Annotated in this window: 20 protein-coding genes and 1 pseudogene; 12 read left to right on the top strand and 9 right to left on the bottom strand. The window is 68.8% G+C overall.

The genetic code is table 11. The features are described from left to right. Window positions 1-42: 42 nt before the first annotated feature. The 6 genes from ACLF3M_RS09765 (at window position 43) to ACLF3M_RS09740 (ending at window position 5,164) form a co-directional block, all read left to right on the top strand. Window positions 43-963, top strand: a complete 921-nt coding sequence (locus ACLF3M_RS09765) for a carbohydrate ABC transporter permease (RefSeq protein WP_430656719.1) — start codon at window positions 43-45, stop codon at window positions 961-963. Then, entirely contained in the window at window positions 960-1,793 is an 834-nt protein-coding gene (locus ACLF3M_RS09760) for a carbohydrate ABC transporter permease (RefSeq protein WP_430656718.1), read from the top strand. The genes ACLF3M_RS09765 and ACLF3M_RS09760 overlap by 4 nt, the downstream gene beginning before the upstream one ends. Before the next feature lie 12 nt (window positions 1,794-1,805). Continuing rightward, entirely contained in the window at window positions 1,806-2,978 is a 1,173-nt protein-coding gene (locus tag ACLF3M_RS09755; RefSeq protein ID WP_430656717.1) for an ABC transporter ATP-binding protein, read from the top strand. A 40-nt stretch (window positions 2,979-3,018) separates the two neighbouring features. Continuing rightward, a complete protein-coding gene (locus tag ACLF3M_RS09750; protein ID WP_430656716.1) occupies window positions 3,019-4,050 on the top strand; it encodes an L-idonate 5-dehydrogenase in 1,032 nt (343 codons plus the stop codon). Window positions 4,051-4,403: 353 nt separating this feature from the next. Continuing rightward, entirely contained in the window at window positions 4,404-4,571 is a 168-nt protein-coding gene (locus ACLF3M_RS09745) for a hypothetical protein (protein ID WP_430656715.1), read from the top strand. Between the two features lie 44 nt (window positions 4,572-4,615). After that, window positions 4,616-5,164 (top strand): hypothetical protein, encoded by a 549-nt coding sequence (locus ACLF3M_RS09740; protein WP_430656714.1) that lies wholly within the window; start codon window positions 4,616-4,618, stop codon window positions 5,162-5,164. Window positions 5,165-5,224: 60 nt separating this feature from the next. Here ACLF3M_RS09740 and ACLF3M_RS09735 read toward each other — a convergent pair whose 3' ends face one another. Then, window positions 5,225-5,911 (bottom strand): HAD family hydrolase, encoded by a 687-nt coding sequence (locus ACLF3M_RS09735; protein ID WP_430656713.1) that lies wholly within the window; start codon window positions 5,909-5,911, stop codon window positions 5,225-5,227. A 165-nt stretch (window positions 5,912-6,076) separates the two neighbouring features. Next, window positions 6,077-6,340, bottom strand: a complete 264-nt coding sequence (locus tag ACLF3M_RS09730; RefSeq protein ID WP_430656712.1) for a DksA/TraR family C4-type zinc finger protein — start codon at window positions 6,338-6,340, stop codon at window positions 6,077-6,079. 703 nt (window positions 6,341-7,043) lie between these two features. Here ACLF3M_RS09730 and ACLF3M_RS09725 point away from each other — a divergent pair. Continuing rightward, complete coding sequence (locus ACLF3M_RS09725) at window positions 7,044-10,235, top strand: chemotaxis protein CheB (protein WP_430656710.1); 3,192 nt, start codon at window positions 7,044-7,046, stop codon at window positions 10,233-10,235. Window positions 10,236-10,501: 266 nt separating this feature from the next. Here the strand turns inward: ACLF3M_RS09725 and ACLF3M_RS09720 are convergent, their stop codons facing one another. From ACLF3M_RS09720 to ACLF3M_RS09710, 3 genes are all read right to left on the bottom strand, one after another. After that, window positions 10,502-11,548: a patatin-like phospholipase family protein gene (locus tag ACLF3M_RS09720; RefSeq protein ID WP_430656709.1), complete on the bottom strand. Its 1,047-nt coding sequence runs from the start codon at window positions 11,546-11,548 to the stop codon at window positions 10,502-10,504. Window positions 11,549-12,007: 459 nt separating this feature from the next. Next, window positions 12,008-12,334: a hypothetical protein gene (locus tag ACLF3M_RS09715; protein ID WP_430656708.1), complete on the bottom strand. Its 327-nt coding sequence runs from the start codon at window positions 12,332-12,334 to the stop codon at window positions 12,008-12,010. Between the two features lie 252 nt (window positions 12,335-12,586). Next, entirely contained in the window at window positions 12,587-12,946 is a 360-nt protein-coding gene (locus ACLF3M_RS09710; protein ID WP_430656707.1) for a hypothetical protein, read from the bottom strand. Window positions 12,947-13,128: 182 nt separating this feature from the next. Here ACLF3M_RS09710 and ACLF3M_RS09705 point away from each other — a divergent pair, with 182 nt between their 5' ends. Then, complete coding sequence (locus ACLF3M_RS09705; RefSeq protein WP_430656706.1) at window positions 13,129-13,332, top strand: dodecin family protein; 204 nt, start codon at window positions 13,129-13,131, stop codon at window positions 13,330-13,332. A gap of 65 nt (window positions 13,333-13,397) precedes the next feature. On the opposite strand, the gene ACLF3M_RS09700 is transcribed toward ACLF3M_RS09705, so the two are convergent. After that, the gene (locus ACLF3M_RS09700; RefSeq protein WP_430656705.1) at window positions 13,398-14,477 is read right to left on the bottom strand and encodes a recombinase family protein; all 1,080 of its coding nucleotides are present in this window, start codon (window positions 14,475-14,477) and stop codon (window positions 13,398-13,400) included. 346 nt (window positions 14,478-14,823) lie between these two features. On the opposite strand from ACLF3M_RS09700, the gene ACLF3M_RS09695 reads away from it, so the two are divergent. Together ACLF3M_RS09695 and ACLF3M_RS09690 are read left to right on the top strand one after the other, a co-directional pair. Continuing rightward, the gene (locus ACLF3M_RS09695; protein WP_430656704.1) at window positions 14,824-15,198 is read left to right on the top strand and encodes a hypothetical protein; all 375 of its coding nucleotides are present in this window, start codon (window positions 14,824-14,826) and stop codon (window positions 15,196-15,198) included. A 43-nt stretch (window positions 15,199-15,241) separates the two neighbouring features. After that, window positions 15,242-15,655, top strand: coding sequence for a hypothetical protein (locus tag ACLF3M_RS09690; RefSeq protein WP_430656703.1), 414 nt, complete (start codon window positions 15,242-15,244; stop codon window positions 15,653-15,655). 138 nt (window positions 15,656-15,793) lie between these two features. On the opposite strand, the gene ACLF3M_RS09685 is transcribed toward ACLF3M_RS09690, so the two are convergent. Further along, the gene (locus ACLF3M_RS09685; protein ID WP_430656702.1) at window positions 15,794-16,165 is read right to left on the bottom strand and encodes a hypothetical protein; all 372 of its coding nucleotides are present in this window, start codon (window positions 16,163-16,165) and stop codon (window positions 15,794-15,796) included. A 378-nt stretch (window positions 16,166-16,543) separates the two neighbouring features. On the opposite strand from ACLF3M_RS09685, the gene ACLF3M_RS09680 reads away from it, so the two are divergent. Next, window positions 16,544-16,678 (top strand): hypothetical protein, encoded by a 135-nt coding sequence (locus ACLF3M_RS09680; protein ID WP_430656701.1) that lies wholly within the window; start codon window positions 16,544-16,546, stop codon window positions 16,676-16,678. 59 nt (window positions 16,679-16,737) lie between these two features. Here ACLF3M_RS09680 and ACLF3M_RS09675 read toward each other — a convergent pair whose 3' ends face one another. Further along, window positions 16,738-18,702, bottom strand: a complete 1,965-nt coding sequence (locus ACLF3M_RS09675; protein ID WP_430656700.1) for a putative bifunctional diguanylate cyclase/phosphodiesterase — start codon at window positions 18,700-18,702, stop codon at window positions 16,738-16,740. Window positions 18,703-18,970: 268 nt separating this feature from the next. Further along, a complete protein-coding gene (locus tag ACLF3M_RS09670; protein WP_430656699.1) occupies window positions 18,971-19,138 on the bottom strand; it encodes a recombinase family protein in 168 nt (55 codons plus the stop codon). A gap of 147 nt (window positions 19,139-19,285) precedes the next feature. Between ACLF3M_RS09670 and ACLF3M_RS09665 the strand changes: the two are divergent. Further along, window positions 19,286-19,603: pseudogene (locus ACLF3M_RS09665) on the top strand (ATP-binding protein); the annotation flags it as partial. Between the last annotated feature and the right edge of the window lie 45 nt (window positions 19,604-19,648).

Raw genomic sequence — 19,648 nt, 5'->3', positions numbered from 1 at the left:
CCCGATCCGCCGAAGAGGGACGCACAAGCCCCGGGAGGAAGCATGTCCGCACGCTCCAGCAGGCCGAAGGCGAACCGGCCAGAGGGCAGCCGCTGGTTGCCCTACCTGTTCGTCGCGCCCATCGCGCTCTATCTCGCGCTGTTCCAGGGCTACCCGCTGCTGCATGAGTTCGGGCTGAGCTTCACCGACACCTCGCTGCTGTCGCCACGCGACCATGTCTTCGTCGGGCTCGAGAACTACCGCGATCTCCTCGGCAGCGGCGATTTCGCGCATGTGCTTCTGATAACGGCCATCTACACCGTCGCATGCGTGGTGATCGCCATCGGGCTCGGGCTGTGCATCGCGCTGCTGCTCGACGCGCCCTTCCTGGGCCGGGGCGTGGCGCGGGCGGTGGTGACCATTCCGTGGGCGGCCCCGCCGGTCGCGGTCGCCCTGATCTTCGCGTGGATCTACAATGCGCAGTACGGCGTCTTCAATCATGCGCTGCGCGGCCTCGGCCTGCCCTTCGGCGACGAGCACTGGCTGGACCATCCGTCCCTCGCGCTGCCGGCCATCCTGATGACGACGATCTGGCAGATCACGCCCTTCGCCTCGGTGGTGATCCTGGCGGCGCTGCAGGGCGTCTCCTCTGAATTGCGGGAAGCGGCGGTAATCGACGGCGCCGACCGGCTCAGCGTGTTCCGCGCCGTGGTCTGGCCGACGATCCGGCCATCGGTCGCGCTGCTCGCGCTGTTCCTGACGATCTGGTCGATCCGCCGCTTCGACCTGATCTGGCTGATGACCCAGGGCGGGCCGATCGGCGCCACCAACACCCTGGTCATCGAGCTCTACCGCGAGGGCTTCGTCTACCGGAACCTCGGCAGCGCGGCCGCGATCGGCATGGTCGGCGTCGCGATCGCGTTCCTCATCACGCTGGTCTACTTCCGGGCGACGCGTCGCAACGAGGCGGAGGGCGCGCGATGAGCGGGCAGCTCGGCTGGCGGCACGGCCTGCGCCTCGTCGTCGTCCTGGCGGTGCTGGGCGCGGCGGCCTTCCCGCTCTATTGGATGTTCGTCACGTCCCTCACGCCGTCGGCGGCGCTGTTCTCGACACGGCCGCAGCTGCTGCCGCGGTTGTCGGAACTGCAGACCTACGCCGAGGCCTTCACCCGCATCCCCGTCGCGACCTGGCTGCTGAACAGCGCCATCATCGCCGCCGGAACCACGGTGCTGAGCATCGGCCTGGCGATCTTCCCGGCCTATGCCATGTCGCGCTTCCGCTTCCGCGGCAAGCTTGGCGTCGGGCTCGGCCTGTTCGCCACACAGATGCTGCCCGAGGCCATGCTGGTCGTACCGCTCTACGCCATCTTCAGCGACCTGGCGCTGCTCAACACGCTGGGCGGGCTGATCCTCGCCAACACCGCCTTCACCGTGCCGGTGGTCACCTGGCTGCTGAAGGGCGCCATCGACGGCGTGCCGATCGAGGTAGAGGAAGCCGCGCGCGTCGACGGCTGCAGCCCGTCGGGAATCGTGCTGTCCATCGTCATCCCGCTGGTCGCCCCGTCGCTGGCCGCCGCGGCCGTGATCGCCTTCTTCCATGGATGGAACGAGTATGTCTTCGCGCAGACCCTGCTGAGCGCGGAGGGGCTCAAGCCGGCCTCGGTCGGCCTCGCGGGCTTCGTCGGCGAGCTCAGCACGCCGATCCACTCGGTGATGGCGATCGGCGTGCTCTACACCGTGCCGGCCATCGTCTTCTACCTCTTCGTCCAGCGCTACGTCGTCGCCGGCATGACCGCCGGCAGCGTCAAGGGTTGAGGGACACGCATCATGGCCTCCATCCGCCTCGACGGCGTCACCCGCGCCTTCGGCTCGAAGATCGCTGTCAACGACATCAACCTGCACGTCGACGACGGCGAGTTCCTGGTCCTGCTCGGACCGTCTGGCTGCGGCAAGTCCACCCTGCTTCGCATGCTCGCGGGACTCGAGACACTGAGCAGCGGCCAGATCCACCTGGACGACGCGCGGGTTGACGAACTCCCGCCGAGCGCGCGGGACATGGCCTTCGTGTTCCAGTCCTATGCTCTCTACCCGCATATGAGCGTGCGCCGGAACATCACCTTCCCGCTTATCATGCGGCAGCACCGCTGGTGGTTCCACGTGCCGATCATCGGCGACCTCGCCAAGCGCCGCATCGAGCGCTCGCCGGAGGTGCGGGACCTCGTGGACCGCACGGCGCAGATCCTCGCGCTGACCGAGATGATGGATCGGCTGCCCAAGACCTTATCGGGCGGCCAGCGGCAGCGGGTCGCGCTGGGGCGGGCGATGGTCCGCAAGCCGCAGGTCTTCCTTATGGACGAGCCGCTGTCCAACCTCGACGCCAAGCTCCGCACCGCCATGCGGGCGGAGATCATCAAGCTGCACCGCCAGGTCGGCGGCACGTTCGTCTACGTCACCCACGACCAGATCGAGGCGATGACGATGGGCACCCGCATCGCCTTGATGCGCGACGGCGTGGTGCAGCAGTTCGGTACGGCGCGCGAGATTTACACCAATCCGCTGAACACCTACGTCGCGCGCTTCATCGGCACGCCGCCGATGAACCTGATCGTTGCGGAGCCGGACGGCGAAGCGGCGCTGCGGCTCGGCACGACGTCGGTCGCCGCGCCGCCCCGGCTTACCAGCACGGCGCGGGCGGCGGGGCCTGGACTGCTGCTCGGCGTGCGCCCAAGCGCGTTCACCCTGGACGCGCCCGACGCGCCCGGGACGCTGCCGGGCGAGGTCATGCTGGTCGAGCATGTCGGCGCGGAGTCGCTGATCGCCGTGCGATTGGTCGAGGCGAAGACTGCGCATCTCGACGAAGGCGATGTGCGCGACGAGGTGATGGTCACAGTGGCGGGCTACAGCGACCTGCAACCCGGCCAGCGCGTCGGCCTTGGCGTCGATCTCGCCGAAGCGGTGGTGTTCCGCGGTGCCGACGGGCGCCGGGTCGACGCCGCCTGAGCATTCCATCGCCCATCGAAACCTTCGAGGAGGGCCTGCCGTGAAGACCGTCGTCGTCCATGCGCCGAAGGACCTGCGCATCGAGCAGGCCGAGATCCCGCCGGTCGGCCCGCATGACGTAAAGGTGCGGCTCCGCGCGGGCGGCATCTGCGGGTCCGACCTGCACTACTACCAGCATGGCGGCTTCGGCACGATCCGGCTGCGCGAGCCCCTCATCCTCGGCCATGAGGTCGCGGGTGAAATCGTGGAGACCGGCGCGGAGGTCACCCGCGTGACGGTCGGCGACCGCGTCGCGGTCAATCCCAGCCGGGCCTGCGGGCGCTGCCGCTTCTGCCTGGCCGGGCAGCCGCAGCACTGCCTCGACATGCGGTTCTATGGCAGCGCGATGCGCATGCCGCACGTGCAGGGCGCGTTCCGCGAAGTGCTGGTCTGCGAGGAGGCGCAGGCCCTGCCGGTGCCACCCGATCTGCCCTTCGAGCACGCCGCCTTCGCCGAGCCGCTGGCGGTGTGCCTGCATGCCACGCGCCAGGCCGGGCAGGTGGCGGGAGCGCGCGTGCTCGTCACCGGCATGGGGCCGATCGGCATGCTCGCCATGCTGGCGGCCCGCCATGCCGGCGCGCGGGAGGTCGTGGTGACCGATGTGGTCGACCCTCCGCTCGCCCTGGCTCGGCGGCTCGGTGCGGATCTCGGGCTGAACACGCGGTCTGATCCGCAGGCGCTCGATCGCTTCGGCACGGACAAGGGCCACTTCGATGTGGTGTTCGAGGCTTCGGGCGCCGGCGCGGCGCTGGCCGGTGCGCTGCACGCAGCGCGACCCGGTGCGACCATCGTTCAGCTCGGCCTGGGCGGCGAGATCCCGCTGCCAGTAAACGTGCTGGTGGCAAAGGAGATCGCGCTCCGTGGCACCTTCCGGTTCCACGAGGAATTCGCCTGGGCGGTGGAGATCATCGCGGCGCGGCGGATCGATGTCACGCCCTTGCTGACGGAAGTGCTGAAGCTCGACGATGCGGTCGCGGCGTTCGAACTTGCCGGCGACCGCGGCCGGTCCATGAAGGTGCAGCTCGCGCTTTAGCCGTACGGCACGCGTGCTGCGATCGGCGTGCCCGTTCAACCGCAGATCGCGGCTGATTTCATGCAGGCCCGCCTGCTCCTCACGGGTCCCGAAGACGGTTCGAATCCAGGCGCACTGCATCGTGTTCGGGGCGAGTGCCTCACCGGCGGGGCGCGACGAAGGCGCTACGCGGGCACTCCTGCTTCGCGAAGCGGCCTCGATCCAGAGACTTTCGTTCCCCGGTTCTTACCGCTGCTCCATTCATGTCTTGCACAACCTGTCTCTCCTCGTCGGCGCGTCGCGCTGAAGCCCACGTTTGGCCGAGGTTTCCGCCCAGAACTTGATGGTCCGAGACCGCAACCACCTCGGCGAAGATGCCCCCGCTTCCGCCTGCCGGCCGCGCCCCGCAGGGCGGCCAGAACGCTGCCGCCGGCAAGGCGAACCCCAAGGATGCCCGCGCCGGAGCGAAGTTCAGCGGCAACCTCAAGCAAGGCGGCGTCGGCAAGTCCGCCATGGGCAACCGCAAGCAGGGCGACCGCTGATCAGCAGGCAGTCGCCACGCCGCCCTCATCAACAACGAGGACCAATGTCCGAGATCGACCGCGTCTTCGCCCGCTTCCGCGACGACAAGTCCCGCACCGCCGAGCGTCGCGAGCAACGCAGCATCAGCCAGCGCGGCAGCCATGGCACCCAGACCAGCAGGACCGTCGAGGTCGTGCATGTCCGCTCCGGCGCCCGCAGCCGGCAGGTCGACCCGTCCCGCGCGCCGTCCTTCGGGGTCCGCTCCGCGTCCTGGGACGATGGCTTCCCCGCCCGCGACGCGCCGCCCGCGTTCCCCGGCGCGCCGAAGCCCGCGGTCGCCGCGGCGGTCGCACCGACCTTCCACGTGATGCCGGCGCGCTCGCCATCGGTGCCGGCGTCCGAAGCGGCACCTGTCGCTCCCGATTCAGAGCCCGTCGTTGAGGGCCGTCGGAGTCGTGGGCGGCCCCGCAAGCAGCCTGTGGTAGCACCGGCCCGTCGCGTCGCCGATCCGTTCGATGCGAACGACGTCGGAGCGAACTGCCTGCGCTGCGGCTACGTCGTTGAACCGGCGCGCGAGAAGCACGGGCTGATGACCTGCGCGGCTTGCGGATAGCACTGGCATGGGGCCCGCCTGACGGAGAGAGCCCGTCGCAAAGCCTCCGTCGTCGCCAACCTAATCCGGCATCCCACCGGCACCCAGGAGCGAGGCGTCATAGTCCGCCAAGAGATGCGCCGGGTCCCTGAAAATGGCGACGCAGCCGGCGGCCAGCAAATCCGCCTCCGGAAAGCCGCCGCAGAGCATCCCGATCGCGCGCATGCCAGCCTTGCGAGCTGCTTCGGCATCATAGGGTGTGTCGCCGATGACAATGGTTTCGTCTGCGGTCACGCCCGGCAACTGAGCCAGCGCCGCCTCGAAGATGTCTGGGAAAGGCTTCGAGCGTTCGGCGTCGCTTGAGGAGGTCTCCGCGTCCAGTCGATCGTCTTCGATGCCGATGATGCGCTTGAGGGCGGCGAGCTCCTCGCTCTTAGCAGAGGATGCAAGCGCATTCCGGAGACCTGACTTGTCAACGTGCTTCACCAGCTCTGCTGCATGTGGAAAAGCGCGGACCCGGGGTAAGTAGCCATCGCGGAAAATCTCGCCGCGGCGCTTTTCGATCGCCGCTCCCTTCTCGACCAGTTCGTCTGGCGCAAGGAAAACGGGCATCAGCTGGTCACCACCTTTGCCGATCTGCGCCCGCACTTCGTCAAAGGGGATGTTGTGGCCGAACTCCCTGAAGGCATCGACCCAGGCTTGGGCGTGCAAGTCGACGGAGTCGACGAGTGTGCCGTCAACGTCGAACAGCACGGCTTTGATGAGCATGAGCGGTCTCCCGCCGGCTCGGCAGGTCCGGCTGCGAGTGACAACGCTGGCGGCTGTCGGGGGTCCCAATTGCGAAGGCCCGCAAGGAGCTTGCTAGGCGCGTGAGAGCGAACGCTCGAGCTGAAGTCGGACAGCCAGCCCTGGCGTCGGCCGCTTAAGGCAGCTCTATTTCAACTGGCTATCCTTGCTGCCCCGGCGGTTGATGCCGAAGCTAATGGGTCTGCGGTCACGCTCCGACTGGCAAGGCACGCAGGTCCGAACGCCTCGGATCGCCAGACGGCGGGCCTCCGGGATTTCTTCTCCGCACTCAGCGCAATGCGTCTGGCTCTCGCCTCCCGGAATTGCCGCTCTGGCCCGGAGGACGCCGTCCGTAACCGTGTCGTCGATTTGATCCTGCACAGCCCCGTCCGGGGCCCAGCCCGTTGCCATCTTGATGCTCTCAGTCTGCGCCGTAAGAAGTGGGAATGCGGTCGTCCGAGCCCAAGGACGTGACTGAGCGGCAAGGTTCGGCAGTCAGCCGCTGGTCTGCTCCGGCACGTAATGTGGTGAACCCGGACGCCTCGTCAGGAGCGAGCGGTCAGAGCGCCTTCGAGCACGGGCGGGTGACCATGCGTGGACGTCCTCTCGACGAAGGCGAGCGCGTGGGCCGGTTCGTCGTCCTGCGCGGCGCGAGCCGCCATCGCGGCCACAGCGGATCCCCATGCATCCGTCGGTACAGCTGAGTTCGACCCACTCCGGAAAACCGGCTTTGTCAGTCCGGTCCTGATGCCGCTCCGATCCGCAGCAAGGGCTTGCCGACGCTGCGTCGGTCTTCCAACACTACGTGCGCCTGCTCCATGGTCCAGCGTGTAATGGCCGGAGACTTCGAGGGACAAATCCTCGCCCAGAGCCCAGCTTGGCACGCTCACGAAGCAGGTCAGCCGCAACTGCAGGCTCGGCCCGGCATTAACCCTTTTGCCCGGACGGGGCCGGGATACCGGTGCGAGCTTCTGATTCGACATGCAAAGCGTGCAGACTAACGTTACATAGCGCGTTTGAATGATGCCGGTCCTGCACCTGGGGCGCAGCGGATTAAGACTATCAGCCGGCCGCTTGCCTGCCGCGGTACCCCCGGCCTCGAAAGGCGCCCAAAATGGAACATGCCGAGCGCGTGCCCATCGTCGGGATCGGCGCCTCGGCCGGGGGCGTCGAGGCGCTGCAGGCGCTGTTCCGCGCCATGCCCGAACCGCCACCTCGCGCAGCCCTGGTGGTTGTGACCCACCTCGGCAGCGGACACGAAAGCGCCCTGCCAGGTATCCTGGCGGATTGCACGGCGATGCCCGTCGTCGCCGCGCGCGACGGCGACATGGCGGAGCCGGGCCGCGCTTATGTGCTGCCGAACGATGCCGTCATGACCATTGCCGCCGGTCGGCTCAGGCTACGACCCCAGGACCCCGCCGCCCGCCGCGAGCGCCAGCCCATCGACGTCTTCTTCGCCTCGCTGGCCGAGGATCTCGGCGACAAGGCGGTCGGCATCGTCCTGTCCGGCACCGGCAGCGATGGCACGCTGGGCCTCAAGGCCATCAAGGAGCGTGGCGGCCCGACCCTTGTGCAGGGCACTGACGGGAGCGCGCCGCGCTATCCCGAGATGCCGGCCAGTGCCGTCGCCGGCGGGGGCGTGGATCTCATCGTTTCGGTGGAGGAGATGCCGGCGAGGCTCGCCGAGCTCATCCGTGGCTTTTCTATCCTGGACGGTCTCGACGACGACGATCGCCGCGGCACCGAGGCCGGCGCAAGCGCCGATGCGCAGGATGCGATCAGCGGCATCCTGCGCGAGAGGACCGGCCACGACTTTGCGGGCTACAAGGACAAGACCTTCTTTCGCCGTGTGCAGCGGCGCATGCAGGTGCTGCGGCTGCCCGACATGGACGCCTATGTCGGTCACCTGCGGCAGGATCAAGAGGAGGCCGGCAATCTCTTCCGCGACCTTCTCATCAGCGTTACGGGCTTCTTCCGGGATGCGGCCTCCTTTGCTGCGCTGCAGGAAAGCGTGGTGCCGGCCCTCTTCGACGGGCGGGGCGACGATGAGCCGGTACGCGTCTGGGTCCCTGGCTGCGCGACGGGCGAGGAGGCGTACTCGCTCGCGATGCTGCTGCGCGAGCACATGGACGCTCACCCCGACGGGCCGCGCGGCCAGATCTTTGCCACCGACATCGACGAGGCGGCGCTCGCGGTCGCGCGGTCCGGTCGGTATCCCGCGCCGATGGTCGGGGGCATCGCGCCGGACAGGCTGGCGCGCCACTTCGCTCATGACGGGGTCACCTACGCGGTGTCGAAGGAACTGCGCGACCTCTGCGTGTTTTCGCCGCACAACGTCATCCGCGATGCGCCATTCTCGCGCATCGACCTGGTCTCCTGCCGCAACCTGCTGATCTACATGGGTGGCCGGCTGCAAGAGCAGGTGGTGCCGACGTTCCACTACGCGCTCCGGCCGGGCGGCTTCCTGTTTCTCGGCGTCGCTGAGACCATCGCGCGGCACGCCGACCTGTTCGCTGTGGAGGACCGGGTCCACCGCATCTACCGCCGGCGCCTGGTCACCGCAGCCACGAACGTGCCGTTTCAAATCCAGCCCTTCGCGGGCGGTGCCGTGCGCCCGTTGCCAGCCGCAGCGCGACCGTCCCGCAGGGCACACGCGGCCACGGACCTGCGGCGGGCGACCGAGGTCCTCGTCCTCGACCGGTTCGCACCTGCCCACGTGCTGGTGGACCGTGACGGCAACATCATCCACCAGTCGGCGCGCCTCGGGAAATACCTGGAACCTGCGATCGGGGCACCGAGCCGCCAGTTGCTCTCGATGGCCCGCCGTGGCCTGCGGCCGGACCTGCGCGCCGCCCTGCGCGAGGCCGCGCAGACGCGCCGCGAGGCGGTGCGTCGGCGCGTCGAGGTGCAGTTCGAGGGCCTGACCCAGAGGATCGAGCTGACCGTCACGCCCCTGCCGGCGCCCGACGGAGGCGATCCCCTCTTCGTGGTCCTGTTCCACGACATTGGGCCGGCGCAGCTTGGCGCGGGGGCGGCCGCGGGCAGCGACGCCGCTGGCGATGACGCAGTGGCGCAGCTCGAGCTCGACTTGCGCGACGCGCGAGAGCGGCTGCAGTCCACAGTCGAGGAGTACGAGACCACCGCCGAGGAGCTGAAGTCCGCCAACGAGGAGATGGTCTCGGTCAACGAGGAGCTCCAATCCATCAACGAAGAGCTCGAAACCTCGAACGAGGAGTTGCAGTCCGTCAACGAGGAACTGCGCACGGCGAACTACGAGCTGACCGACAAGAACGACGCGCTCGATCGCGCTAACGCCGACCTGCGCAACCTGTTCGACAGCACGCAGGTGGCAACGGTGTTCCTCGACCGGCACCTGGTGATCCGCGGCTTCACGCCCGCCGTGGCTTCGATCTTCAATCTGGTCCGCACCGACATCGGCCGGTCGCTGGCCGACTTTGCCAGCCGCCTCGACCGCATCGACGTGCGGCGGGAGGCGAGCAGCGTCCTGAACGGGCGCGAAGTGGTCGAGCGGCGGGTCACCGCGCAGGACGGTTCCGTCCACTACCTCATGCGGGTGCTGCCCTACCGGACCGCGACGGGCGAGGTGGACGGGGTGGTCCTGACCTTCTTCGACGTGACCAAGGTGGTCGAGGGCGAGGTCCTGGCGACGCTCGTCGACGAGCTGAACCACCGGGTCCGCAACATGCTGCAGGTGGTGCAGTCGATCGCCGGGCACACCTTACGGCAGGCGCCCTCCCTGGAGGATTTCGGGCGCAGCTTCCTCGGACGGATACTGGCGTTGGGGCGGGCGCACGAGCTCGTGTCGCTGGGTAACTGGAGCGAGGTGTCGCTGCAGGAGCTGCTGAATAAGGAGCTGCAGCCCTACATTGCGGAGCGGACGGACCGCCTTGCCACAGCAGGGCCACCGGTGCGGCTGCGACCGAAGGCGGCCCTGTCGCTCGGCATGGTAATGCACGAGCTGGCGACCAACGCGGCGAAGTACGGCGCGCTCTCGGCGGAGCACGGACGGGTTGTCGTGGCCTGGTCCATGGAAGGCCGGGGTGCGACGGCGCAACTCCTGCTCCACTGGGCTGAGGAGGGAGGGCCGGCGATCCGCCCGCCCGGCAACAAGACCGGCTTCGGCTCCAAGCTCATCGAGCAGCAATTGCGCCACGACCTCGGCGGCACCATCGATGTCGAATACCGCGATACAGGGCTGCGCGCCGACCTGATCCTGCCCGCCAGCGTCGTCGTCCCCGGCTCATTCGGCAAGCCGCTGGACGATGTTCCCGCCGGCCAGACATAGGCCTTGGATCACGCGCGGCAAAAGACGATGCCCGTCATGGCTCCCTGATTTTGCATGGCTCCGCCGCTGCCGGGAAGTTTGCTTTCCGCCCGTTTGGGGCCCTGCGCTTCCATTCAGAGTCAGCCTCTCGGGCCGCGCCACACCCGCCATGGATTGCCGGTGCGGGGGCCCGCAAGTCCAGCGCGCGACCGGCGGTCGGGTCTCGCTCTGAGTCCAGGCGCCGACGCGCGCGCCCGCGGCGTCGCCACGGCGACGTTCCCGCGTGCCTACGACACGACGAGCGGCGGCGCAGCGACGATGGGGTCGAGGGTCGACCCGGTGTACCCGGACAGGTCCATCGTCGAGCGGACGCCCACCGAGGCGAGGTCGGCTTCGAGCCAGCGGTCGGCGGCGCCACGGCCGAGGTCCCGCATCTCCGTCAGGAAGCTCCAACTCGCGTCGCGGTGGCTGCCGCTCTTGAGCGCGCGGAATGCCTCTTCGGCCCCGATCGCATGCATGCGGGCATCGCGCAGTCGAGCCAAGGTACCCACCGCCGAGGTGGGCAGGTCGGCCAGGAAGCGCTTCGCCAGGGCGAGCGAGCGCAACTCCTGCCGCAGCGCCGCCCCGAAGGCCATCTCGTCCACCCGCTCGGCGATGCCCGAGGCGCCGACCGGCGGGTCGGGCCGGTCCTCGGGCGTCGTCCTGACCAGCACCATGTCGGCGGGCGCGCCCGCCTCGATCAGCGCCCGCAGCGGCGGGTTGGCGGAGTAGCCGCCGTCCCAGTACTGCTCGCCATCGATCTCTACGGCGGGGAACAACTGCGGCAGGCAGGCCGAGGCGAGCAGCGCGTCGTCGGTGACCTCGCCGTCGCGGAACAGCCGAGCCTCGCCGGTCCGGACGCGGGTGGCGGAGACGACCAGCGTGGGCGCGCGCTCGGTGCCGAACACGGACGGGTCAAGCAGGCCGTCGAGGACGCCCCGGAGCGGGTTCAGCCCGAGCGGGTTGACCTGATCCCGCGATAACCCTCGGGCCGCCTGCCGCAGCGCGTCGGCCACGGGCGACAGCATCCCGGCGAAGGGGAGGAGGACCCCGGCCCCGGCCACGTCGGGCGAGCCGGAGGCGTTGGCAACGCGGCGCCAGAAGGCTTCGAGCAGGCGCTTGGCCTCACCCGGTCCGCCGGTGGCGAGCCCCTGGACGAGCATGGCCGCGTTCATCGCCCCGGCACTCGCGCCGCCGACCGCGCCGATGCGGATGGCGGGCTCGTCGAGCAGGCGGTCGAGCACGCCCCAGGAGAAGGCGCCGAGCGAGCCGCCGCCCTGCAAGGCCAGCGTCACCGGACGGGGATCCACCTGCCGCTCCGGATGGCCCGCTCCCGTGTCCGCGGGGCGGAGCATGGTTTGAGTGTCGGTCATGGTGCTAGCTCCCTACGAACGTTGCGGCGGGAGCCGAGGCTTCCAGGAAGTGCCGCCGCGTGGCGGCCAGGATGGCGGCACCGACCACCGCCAAGGCCAACGTGAGAGAGAGCCAGGCCAGCGGACGCGCCAGCGGAAGGAGCGCGAAGGCCGTGAGGGCGAGGAGGGCGGCCGGGACGCCGCGGGCGAACCCGGGCGTGGCCCAGCGGGAGAAGGCAAGATGCATGTTGCTGTTCCGAGAGACTATTGTGCAGTGCAGCAAATGTGGTCGCTGCGGGACGGCATACACACCCTCACACGGGACGGTGTCCTTCGGAGTTCGCGGCGATGGATGAAGATCGGACGAGAGGGTTCGTCACACCGGACGCTGGCTAGGCGCCTCTACGGTCGTCCAAGCCATCTGCCGGCCGGTGCGGCGGACAGCCTCTCGAAGGCCGCCACCACGGCCAGGAACGCTTCCTGGCTTCCACCGACGGTATCGGGGTGCGCCGTCCTCGCGGCCCGCCGGTACGCTCGCCGGAGTTCTTGCTTGCTCGCCGGCATGCAGCCGAGGCCGAGGACGCTCAGGTCCGGATCATGCCATTGCCCGGCGCCGCCGGGCCTTGCTGCGCCCGCCCAGGCGAGCCCGAGCGCTGCCCTCGATGCCTGCGCGAAGAGGTTGGCGTTCAGCAGCGCAAGGGTGGTCCAGACCTCGATCACGGCGATCATGCTCCGCCGATAACGGCACGAGGCCTCGTATCGTGCGTCAGGCCTTAATGGCCAATTTCGGACTTCGGCTATGCGGAAATTGGTAGGCGCCCCGCGATCGACCATGATCAGCCATCGCAGGAAAGTCTCTGCTCCACGCCTCGTCCTGCTGCGCACGGCCCTGCTTGGAAGAGCGGGACGCGGCTCCTCGGGTGACGGCCGGCACGGGCGCTTTTCCCCCATCTCGGTCGGTCGCGGCGCAGCACCTTGGGTTCAGCGAGGCTGAATTTCTCTGCGTTGCTCAGCCCAGGTGACCGGAAAACGTTCGAGCATTCGCGGCAGGGTCACCCCGCCCGGCCCTCGCCCGTCCAGAATCGCCTCGACGATCGCCGGGTCCAGCAGCGTCAGCCGTAGCAGGCTGCCGAGGTACCCGCGCTCAATGCGCTCTGCCGCCGCCAAGTCGCTGATCGACGCATAGCGTTCTTCGTCCAGCAGCCGCTGGTAGCGGAATGCCCGAGCCAGCGCCTTCAGCAGCGCCGGATCTGCGCGTGTCGCGATCGCGGCGTCGCCGCCGTCTCGGACCGACGTCACCACCGTCTTGCGCCCTGACCTCCGCCGGATGGTCAACGGCACCGGGAGAGTGATGTGCGTGTGTTGTAAGCTCATCCGTCGCACTTCCGTCCTGACGCTTGCGCCTCGTCGGCCACACGCTTCCGTGCATGCTGGCCATTGCCGTCATCGGTCGCGGCAGGCCGGGGGTATGGTGCTTCCGTCGACCGGGCTGCAACCCGTCGACACCGAGAAGGGAGGTAGCGATGGCTGTAGCTAGCGTATCGAAGATCACGGCGGCTTCGAGCCAGAGTTTCGATGCCGCGGTCAGGGAGGGGCTTCAGCGCGCCAACGCGACGCTTCGCGGGATCACCGGACTGCATGTGCTCGAGATGAAAGCCAGCGTGCAGAACGGCCAGATCTCCGAGTATCGCGTCACTATGGAGGTGACGTTCGTACTCGAAGGTTGAAGCGCCGCCGTACGGGTCACGCGACGAATGCCGGCTTACCCCTGCGATCCGGCCTGAGTCCCGTTTCATGCCGCGGCTCTAAGCGCGTCAGGCGTGACAGGCGTCAGGTCGCGCGCTGATCCGGCCAGGCCTTCGACACGCAACAGGATGCCAGCGGCGGCGGGCCTAATGACGACGCGGTCGACCAGCGCGCGCACGATCCGCGCCTGCTCCGCCGGAAAGAGTTCGCTGCATAGCGGGTCGAGCCGTTGCAGCGCGTCCGTGACCTCGCGCTCGCTCAGGTTCGGCGCCTCGGCACGTGCTGCCATCCAGGTGCCTGCGATGATTTCGGGCTGGCGCAGCAGCGCGCGAACCTGGTCGACCACCGCAGCCTCGATCTCTGCGGCCGATACCCGCCGCACGATGCCGTTGTTGCCATCGGCGTCGCCCTTCAGCACGCCTTGCGCGACGTAGTACCGATAGAGGCGTCCCTTCGTCCGACAGTGGCTTGGCGACAGTGCCCGCCCGTCGATGCCGAAGATCAGCCCCTTCAGCAGCGCCGGCGCGTGCTGCCGGTTCTGCGCCGCCCGGGCGCGCGGGCTGACTTGCAGGATCGCGTGCGCCTTGTCCCAGAGCGTCCGCGGCACGATGCCCTTGTGCTCGCCGGCATAAACCTCCCCCTTATGCGTGACCTCCCCGATGTAGGTCCGCACATTCAGGATCTTGTAGGCGGCGCCCGTGTCCAGCGGCCGGCCCGACTTCGCCGCGACGCCCTCGGCCTGGAGGTGCCGAACCGTCTCAACGCCGGAGCCAGTCTCGGCGAACAGCTCGAACACGCGCCGTACGCGCGCGGCCTCGGCCTCGTTCACCAGCAGCTTGCGGTTCGCGAAGTCGTAGCCGAGCGGCACCTTGCCGCCCATCCACATGTCACGCGCCTTCGATGCCGCGACTTTGTGGCGGATGCGCTCGCCGATCACCTCACGCTCGAACTGCGCGAAGCTCAGCAGGATGTTCAGCGTCAGCCGCCCCATGCTGGTTGTCGTGTTGAGCGACTGTGTCACGCTGACGAAGGTGACGCAGTGCGCCTCCATCGTCTCGACCAGCTTGGCGAAGTCGATCAGCGATCGGGATAGGCGGGCAATCTTGTGGACGGCGATGATGTCCAAGCGGCCCAGGACGGTGTCGGGCGGCAGCGACGGAATGTTTCGGCGCAGCGGGCTCGGTCGGCGCGGCCTGCCTTGCTGCCCGACTTGCGCGTGTCATGCGGACCTCCTCTCGCGGGAGTTCGCACACACGCTCTGGTCGGCGGTGAAGTGTAGCCGAACCGTCTCCAGTCTCAGCCGCGTCGCGGGCGAAGTCCTCGGCAGTGCGGCTACGAAGCCGCACAAGGCCGGCGGCGACGATGGCGCAGACCTCGCGGAGGTGGGGCGGGAGGTGGAGAAGTGGCGGCGGCACCGGCATCAGGTCCGGGTCCGAAATTTGAGTACTTCCGACTTGTCCGTAGTTGCGGGTATGCCCGACCCCATTAACCCCGATTCGCGCCAGGGCGCGGTGCCCCTGGCGGATGCGCTGGTCCAATGGTCGGACCCCGCCTTGGTCACGGCCGTCCGTGCTCAAGAAGCCAAAGTACCGCCTGCCGATCTCGAGCGGCTTGAGCGATATCCGATCCAGAGCATGCAGACGCACAGACGGCTCCCAAATCGCTTGCGCCCGCTGGCGTTCGACGGCGCCGTCGAGGAGCTCGACCGCGCGTGGGAGACGCTGTTTGCCGCGTTCCGGCTCAAACTGGAGCGCGGCAAAACACTGCTGGAAGGTTTTCCAACGCCGCATTTTGGAGAACCGGCCGCGCGCCGCTCCCGGAAGGGTGACGGCCAGGTTGGAACCTAGCGCCGAGCAACGCCGGACCGTCCGCGCCATGGCGGGCTTTGGGGTGCCGCAGGACGAGATCGCGACCTTCCTCGACATCGACGCCAAGACCCTGCGCAAGCACTTCCGCGCGGAGCTGGACCGCGGCGGGACTGAGGCGACGACGAAGGTGGCGCAATCGCTGTTCCGGATGGCGACGGAGGGCAACAACGTCGCGGCGGCGATCTTCTGGATGAAGGGGCGGGCGGGCTGGAGCGAGCGGCAGCGGGTGGACCACGGCTTCAACGCGCCCTTCGCGGTGATCAACGGTGTCCCGCGCGCCGACGATCTGAGCGACGACGAACTGGCTCGCATCGCCGGGCGCAGCATCGCTGATGAAGATGGACCGCCTCGCCGTCGTCGATCGTACGTGGTGGACGCGCCGGATGACGACATGACGCCGGACGAGTGGATCGCGCGCTACAAGCCACGCGAGTGAAGCGCCGCAGCGAAGCCTGTTCACCACCGGCCGACGACCGTTGCTCGGTGGTGAACAGGATGGCGAACATCTGCGCCTCGGGCTGGCAAGGCCGCGCGTCCGCAGGCCAGCCGGAGACTGCGCCGATTGCCCCATCCACTATCGGCCCGGCCAGAACCGCACGGCTTCGGTTCCAAGCGGCGTTGTCACGCTGCCCACGATCCCGTTCACGGCGATCTCGCCTTTTCCGGAACACTGACCAGCGGAGAAGCGGACGGCGTAGACCTCGACCAGCCCCGTCAGCGGCCCGCCGCAGTCTCGCTCCTCCGGGCCATAGGTAGCGCTCCCGGTCATGCTCCCCGTCTGCGGGTCGGTCTGTGCTCTCAAGGTCAGGGCACCATGCGACGTTGAGATGCGCGTTTCCGAGGCGCGACTGAACTCAGTCCTTAGATTGGCCTGCGGCGACGCGGGAGTTGAGGCCAAGGGCAACATCGCCGGAGTGAGCAGAGCAAGAATGCGGAGCGGCTTCATCGCAATCGCCTCCTTCACCCGTCGCGAGGCTAGCACGGCTGATGCTGGGCATGTGTCACGAGCCATGACTGCGAGGGTGTTCAGCGGACCTGGCCCTGCCCCGACCGCTCTGAGCGAGCCCGGAATTTCGGATCGGCTTGCAGCGAGAACATAACAGGAACATACTCGCGCCATGACCGCTTCCGGCCCGATCGACCCTGAGGTCCTCCCCCGCATGCGCGAGGTCCTCGTTCACCGCCATCGCCAGCCGCCTAGCGCTGCCGGGCTGCAGCAGCCCCGACACGCTGCGCGTCTCGTCCACCCACGGATCTTCATCACGCCTCCGACGCTAGCTCTGCACGGCCCGCAAGCCGCGGCGGCCGATCCAGACGTCCCAGAATGAAGATCGCGACCTTCAACATCAAAAGCGTCGACAAGCGCTTGCGCAACCTGCAGGGCTGGCTTGCCAAGGCGCAGCACGTCGCCGCCGGCACGCAAGAACCGTCACGTGGCATCATGGCGGTCGCCCCGTGACGCGCTCTCCGCCAAATGTCGGGGTACAGTCGCTCTCGTGCCAACGTGTCGTAGAGCGATCAACGCTGCGACACGAGGTCGCTGCAGGGGCGCGCGCGGCCGAACAGCGGGCCCTGCAGCTGTCGGCAGCCCGCCTTTAGCAGCAGCTCGAACTGCTCCTCCGTTTCCACACCGGCCGCGTCGATCGGTGTGCCATGCCGGCCACAGAGCGCCAGCAGGGCCTGCATCATCTCCAGGCCGTGGTTCCGGCCGCCCAGCTCCGAGACAAGCAGCCCAGACAGGCGGGCGCCGTCGAACGGAAAGGCGCGCAGCGCGGCAGGCGCGTCCGCCCCGGCATCGACGTCATCGAGTGTCAGCCGGAGGCCCAGGTCACGCAGACGATGCATCGCGTCCAGCGCTGCTGAAGACAGCTCTCTCAGCTCGTCCAGCGGCAGCAGGATATCGAGGCGAGATGCGCTCAGGCCGGTCTCCGCCAGCGTTGCCGCGACCCGCTCAACGAGCCCGGCATCCTGCAGCTGCGGTAGAGACAGGCGCAAGGCAAGCCGTAACTCGACGGGCCAGCCCTTGGCCTCGGTGCAGGCCCGCCATAGGGCGAGCCGCCCCAGCGGCAGGACGAGGCCCAACTCCTCCGCAAGCGGCGCCAGCGTCTGCGCCGGCAGGAGGCCATGCACCGCGTGACGCCACCGTAGGCTCGCCTGTACACCAGCCATGCGTCGTGACCGGGCCTCCACAATCGGCTCGCCATGGATCTCGAAGGCGGAGGCCGCACCCTCCATCAGGGCCTGGCGCAGGTCGAGCTCAAGCAGCCGCTTGGCCTGAGCGGCGATCGCCAAGTCGGGCGTGAAGAAGCCATGCTGGCCGGCACCCTTTGCAAGGCGCGTCGCGAGCGCGGCGTTCCGCAGCAACTCGTCTGCCGTCTCGCCACTTGCCGGGAACAGCGCGATGCCGATCGCCGCACCGGTCAGGATCCGGTAACCCTCAACCTCGAACGGACGGGCCAATGCGAGCGCGAGGCGTTCGGCGATGGCCGCCGCCTCGGCCGCCGGGTCACCGCGGAGGCTCGGCGCCGGCACCGTTACCAGGACGAACTCGTCGGCCCCGACGTGGGCCAGCAGGTCCGCCCCGCTGCGAGCACGGACTAGCCGCGACATCCGCCCGGCGACTGCCCGCAGCAGGGCGTCGCCGATGTGATGACCGAGCGCCTCGTTCACGGCACGGAACCGCGAGAGATTGATATGCAGCAGTGCGACCCGCCCGCCGCTCACGCGGTGGATTTGCAGAAGCGCGGCCAGCCTCGGTCGCAGCGAGGCGCGGTTGGGCAGCCCCGTCGTGGCGTGCTGCTCCAGCAGCGCAGCCTGGCGCTGTTCCGCAGCACGCGAGACCGTCACGTCCTCGAACGTGGCGAGCCAGCCGCCATCGGGCAGCGGCCGGTGCAGAGCGAGGGCCGTCCGCCCGTCGCCGAGGTCATGGCGGAAGGACGTTGCCTCGCGGCGGACAACCAACGGCAGAAGGCGTTGCAGGAGTTCGGCGGCTCCGGCCTGCCCTCCCTCTTGCGACGCGGTGATCAGGCCGGGAAGAGTGGCACCAGGACGCAGCGCTTCGAGCGGCACGCCGGGCAGCTCGGCGCAGCGGGTGTTGGCGGCGGTGAGGCGCCCGTGGCGGCCGAAGGTTAAGAGCCCCAGCGACATGCAATCGAGCGTGGCCTGGAACGCCGAGGCATGGGCGGCGAGCTCGCGGCGATGGCGCTGCCGCTCTTCCGCGGCAGCGGCGGCCATCTGCCCGGACTGCCGCAAGGCCGCGACCTGAACCGCCTCCGCCTCAGCCTCGGCCGCGGCACGCCGGCGCGTCGCCGTCGCGGCCAGCACCACGAGGAGGAGGAACAGCAGTGCCCCGCCCCCGAGTTCGGCCATCCGGACATCTGACGGGGCCGGCGCCACGGCCAGCGTAGCGGCAGCCCGGTGAGCGCGCACGTCCCAGGCGTCCAGAGCGAGCATGGCGATGCCAGCGACGGCCGTCGCCAGCACGATGGCGAGGCTGCCCCAGGTCGAGGGCCGGGCGGCGCGCGGTGACGCTGGCCGCACTGCACCGCTTGGGTTGCCTGCCAATTCGTCCGCCATCTTCGATGCGAAGCCATCTCGATCAGGCCCGAGACCGCGACGACCGCGCCCGAGGATTCGTTACTACTTTGCACCCGGATCGTACCGCTGTGCGGGCCAGCGACAAAAGATGAAGCTGCGCGTCAGCCCTGGCGGGCAACCGGCTGGTGACCCGCTCCCCGGCCATCACGGCTCTTCATGATCCGCCCGCAGCAACAGCCGCCTGCGCTGTCCGCTCCAGGATTCGCGTGACGGTGGTTTGCGTCCATGACCCACTGCCGGTCAGCGTCGGCACGCCGCGCTCGTTGAGCGCCCGCGCCAGCGCCGCCTGGCCCAGCACGCCCTCGGCGCGCAGGCGCTCCACCTCGAGTGCGAGCCGATGCGCTGCGCCCTCCGCCGTCTCGCGTGTGCCTGCGCGGCAGCGGCCGCGTCTGGGCCAGCACAGGGCCGGTAGCCTCTATCCCCACCCAGCGCCCGCGACTCTGGCTATAAGGGCACCTCCAACGCGGTTGCGGAACTCATCGACAACGCGCTTCAGGCCGGGGCGACCGAAATCGCCGTGTCCATCATTGTCGACGAGACTCGTGACGAGCACCCGTTGGTGCTGCCCGTAGTTGATAATGGGGCGGGAATGGATGCCCGGACGCTGCGGACCGCCCTGCTCTTTGGCGGGAGTTCCCGCTTCAACGACCGGGGCGGCCTCGGACATTACGGCATTGGACTGCCGAATAGTTCGCTCAGTCAGGCGAAGCGCGTCACGGTCCACACATGGCGATCGCGCAGAGGCCAGGTCCTCGGCTCGTACCTCGACATCGATGAGATTGCGAGCGGCGCGCCCACGGCAGTTCCTGAGCCGGCGGCCGTGCCCGACGCA

The organism is Falsiroseomonas sp. HW251 (assembly GCF_050563545.1).
Lineage (GTDB): Bacteria > Pseudomonadota > Alphaproteobacteria > Acetobacterales > Acetobacteraceae > Falsiroseomonas.
Note: the sequence above shows the minus strand (reverse complement) of the source record. Positions and strands in the feature narration are given on the sequence as shown.

Bases quoted from the DNA above. Each gene is read 5' to 3' on its own strand.
- ACLF3M_RS09765 (WP_430656719.1), top strand. From the start codon at position 43: ATGTCCGCACGCTCCAGCAGGCCGAAGGCGAACCGGCCAGAGGGCAGC.
- ACLF3M_RS09760 (WP_430656718.1), top strand. From the start codon at position 960: ATGAGCGGGCAGCTCGGCTGGCGGCACGGCCTGCGCCTCGTCGTCGTC.
- ACLF3M_RS09755 (WP_430656717.1), top strand. From the start codon at position 1,806: ATGGCCTCCATCCGCCTCGACGGCGTCACCCGCGCCTTCGGCTCGAAG.
- ACLF3M_RS09745 (WP_430656715.1), top strand. From the start codon at position 4,404: ATGCCCCCGCTTCCGCCTGCCGGCCGCGCCCCGCAGGGCGGCCAGAAC.
- ACLF3M_RS09740 (WP_430656714.1), top strand. From the start codon at position 4,616: ATGTCCGAGATCGACCGCGTCTTCGCCCGCTTCCGCGACGACAAGTCC.
- ACLF3M_RS09735 (WP_430656713.1), bottom strand. From the start codon at position 5,911: ATGCTCATCAAAGCCGTGCTGTTCGACGTTGACGGCACACTCGTCGAC.
- ACLF3M_RS09730 (WP_430656712.1), bottom strand. From the start codon at position 6,340: ATGGCAACGGGCTGGGCCCCGGACGGGGCTGTGCAGGATCAAATCGAC.
- ACLF3M_RS09725 (WP_430656710.1), top strand. From the start codon at position 7,044: ATGGAACATGCCGAGCGCGTGCCCATCGTCGGGATCGGCGCCTCGGCC.
- ACLF3M_RS09715 (WP_430656708.1), bottom strand. From the start codon at position 12,334: ATGATCGCCGTGATCGAGGTCTGGACCACCCTTGCGCTGCTGAACGCC.
- ACLF3M_RS09705 (WP_430656706.1), top strand. From the start codon at position 13,129: ATGGCTGTAGCTAGCGTATCGAAGATCACGGCGGCTTCGAGCCAGAGT.
- ACLF3M_RS09695 (WP_430656704.1), top strand. From the start codon at position 14,824: ATGCCCGACCCCATTAACCCCGATTCGCGCCAGGGCGCGGTGCCCCTG.
- ACLF3M_RS09685 (WP_430656702.1), bottom strand. From the start codon at position 16,165: ATGAAGCCGCTCCGCATTCTTGCTCTGCTCACTCCGGCGATGTTGCCC.
- ACLF3M_RS09680 (WP_430656701.1), top strand. From the start codon at position 16,544: ATGAAGATCGCGACCTTCAACATCAAAAGCGTCGACAAGCGCTTGCGC.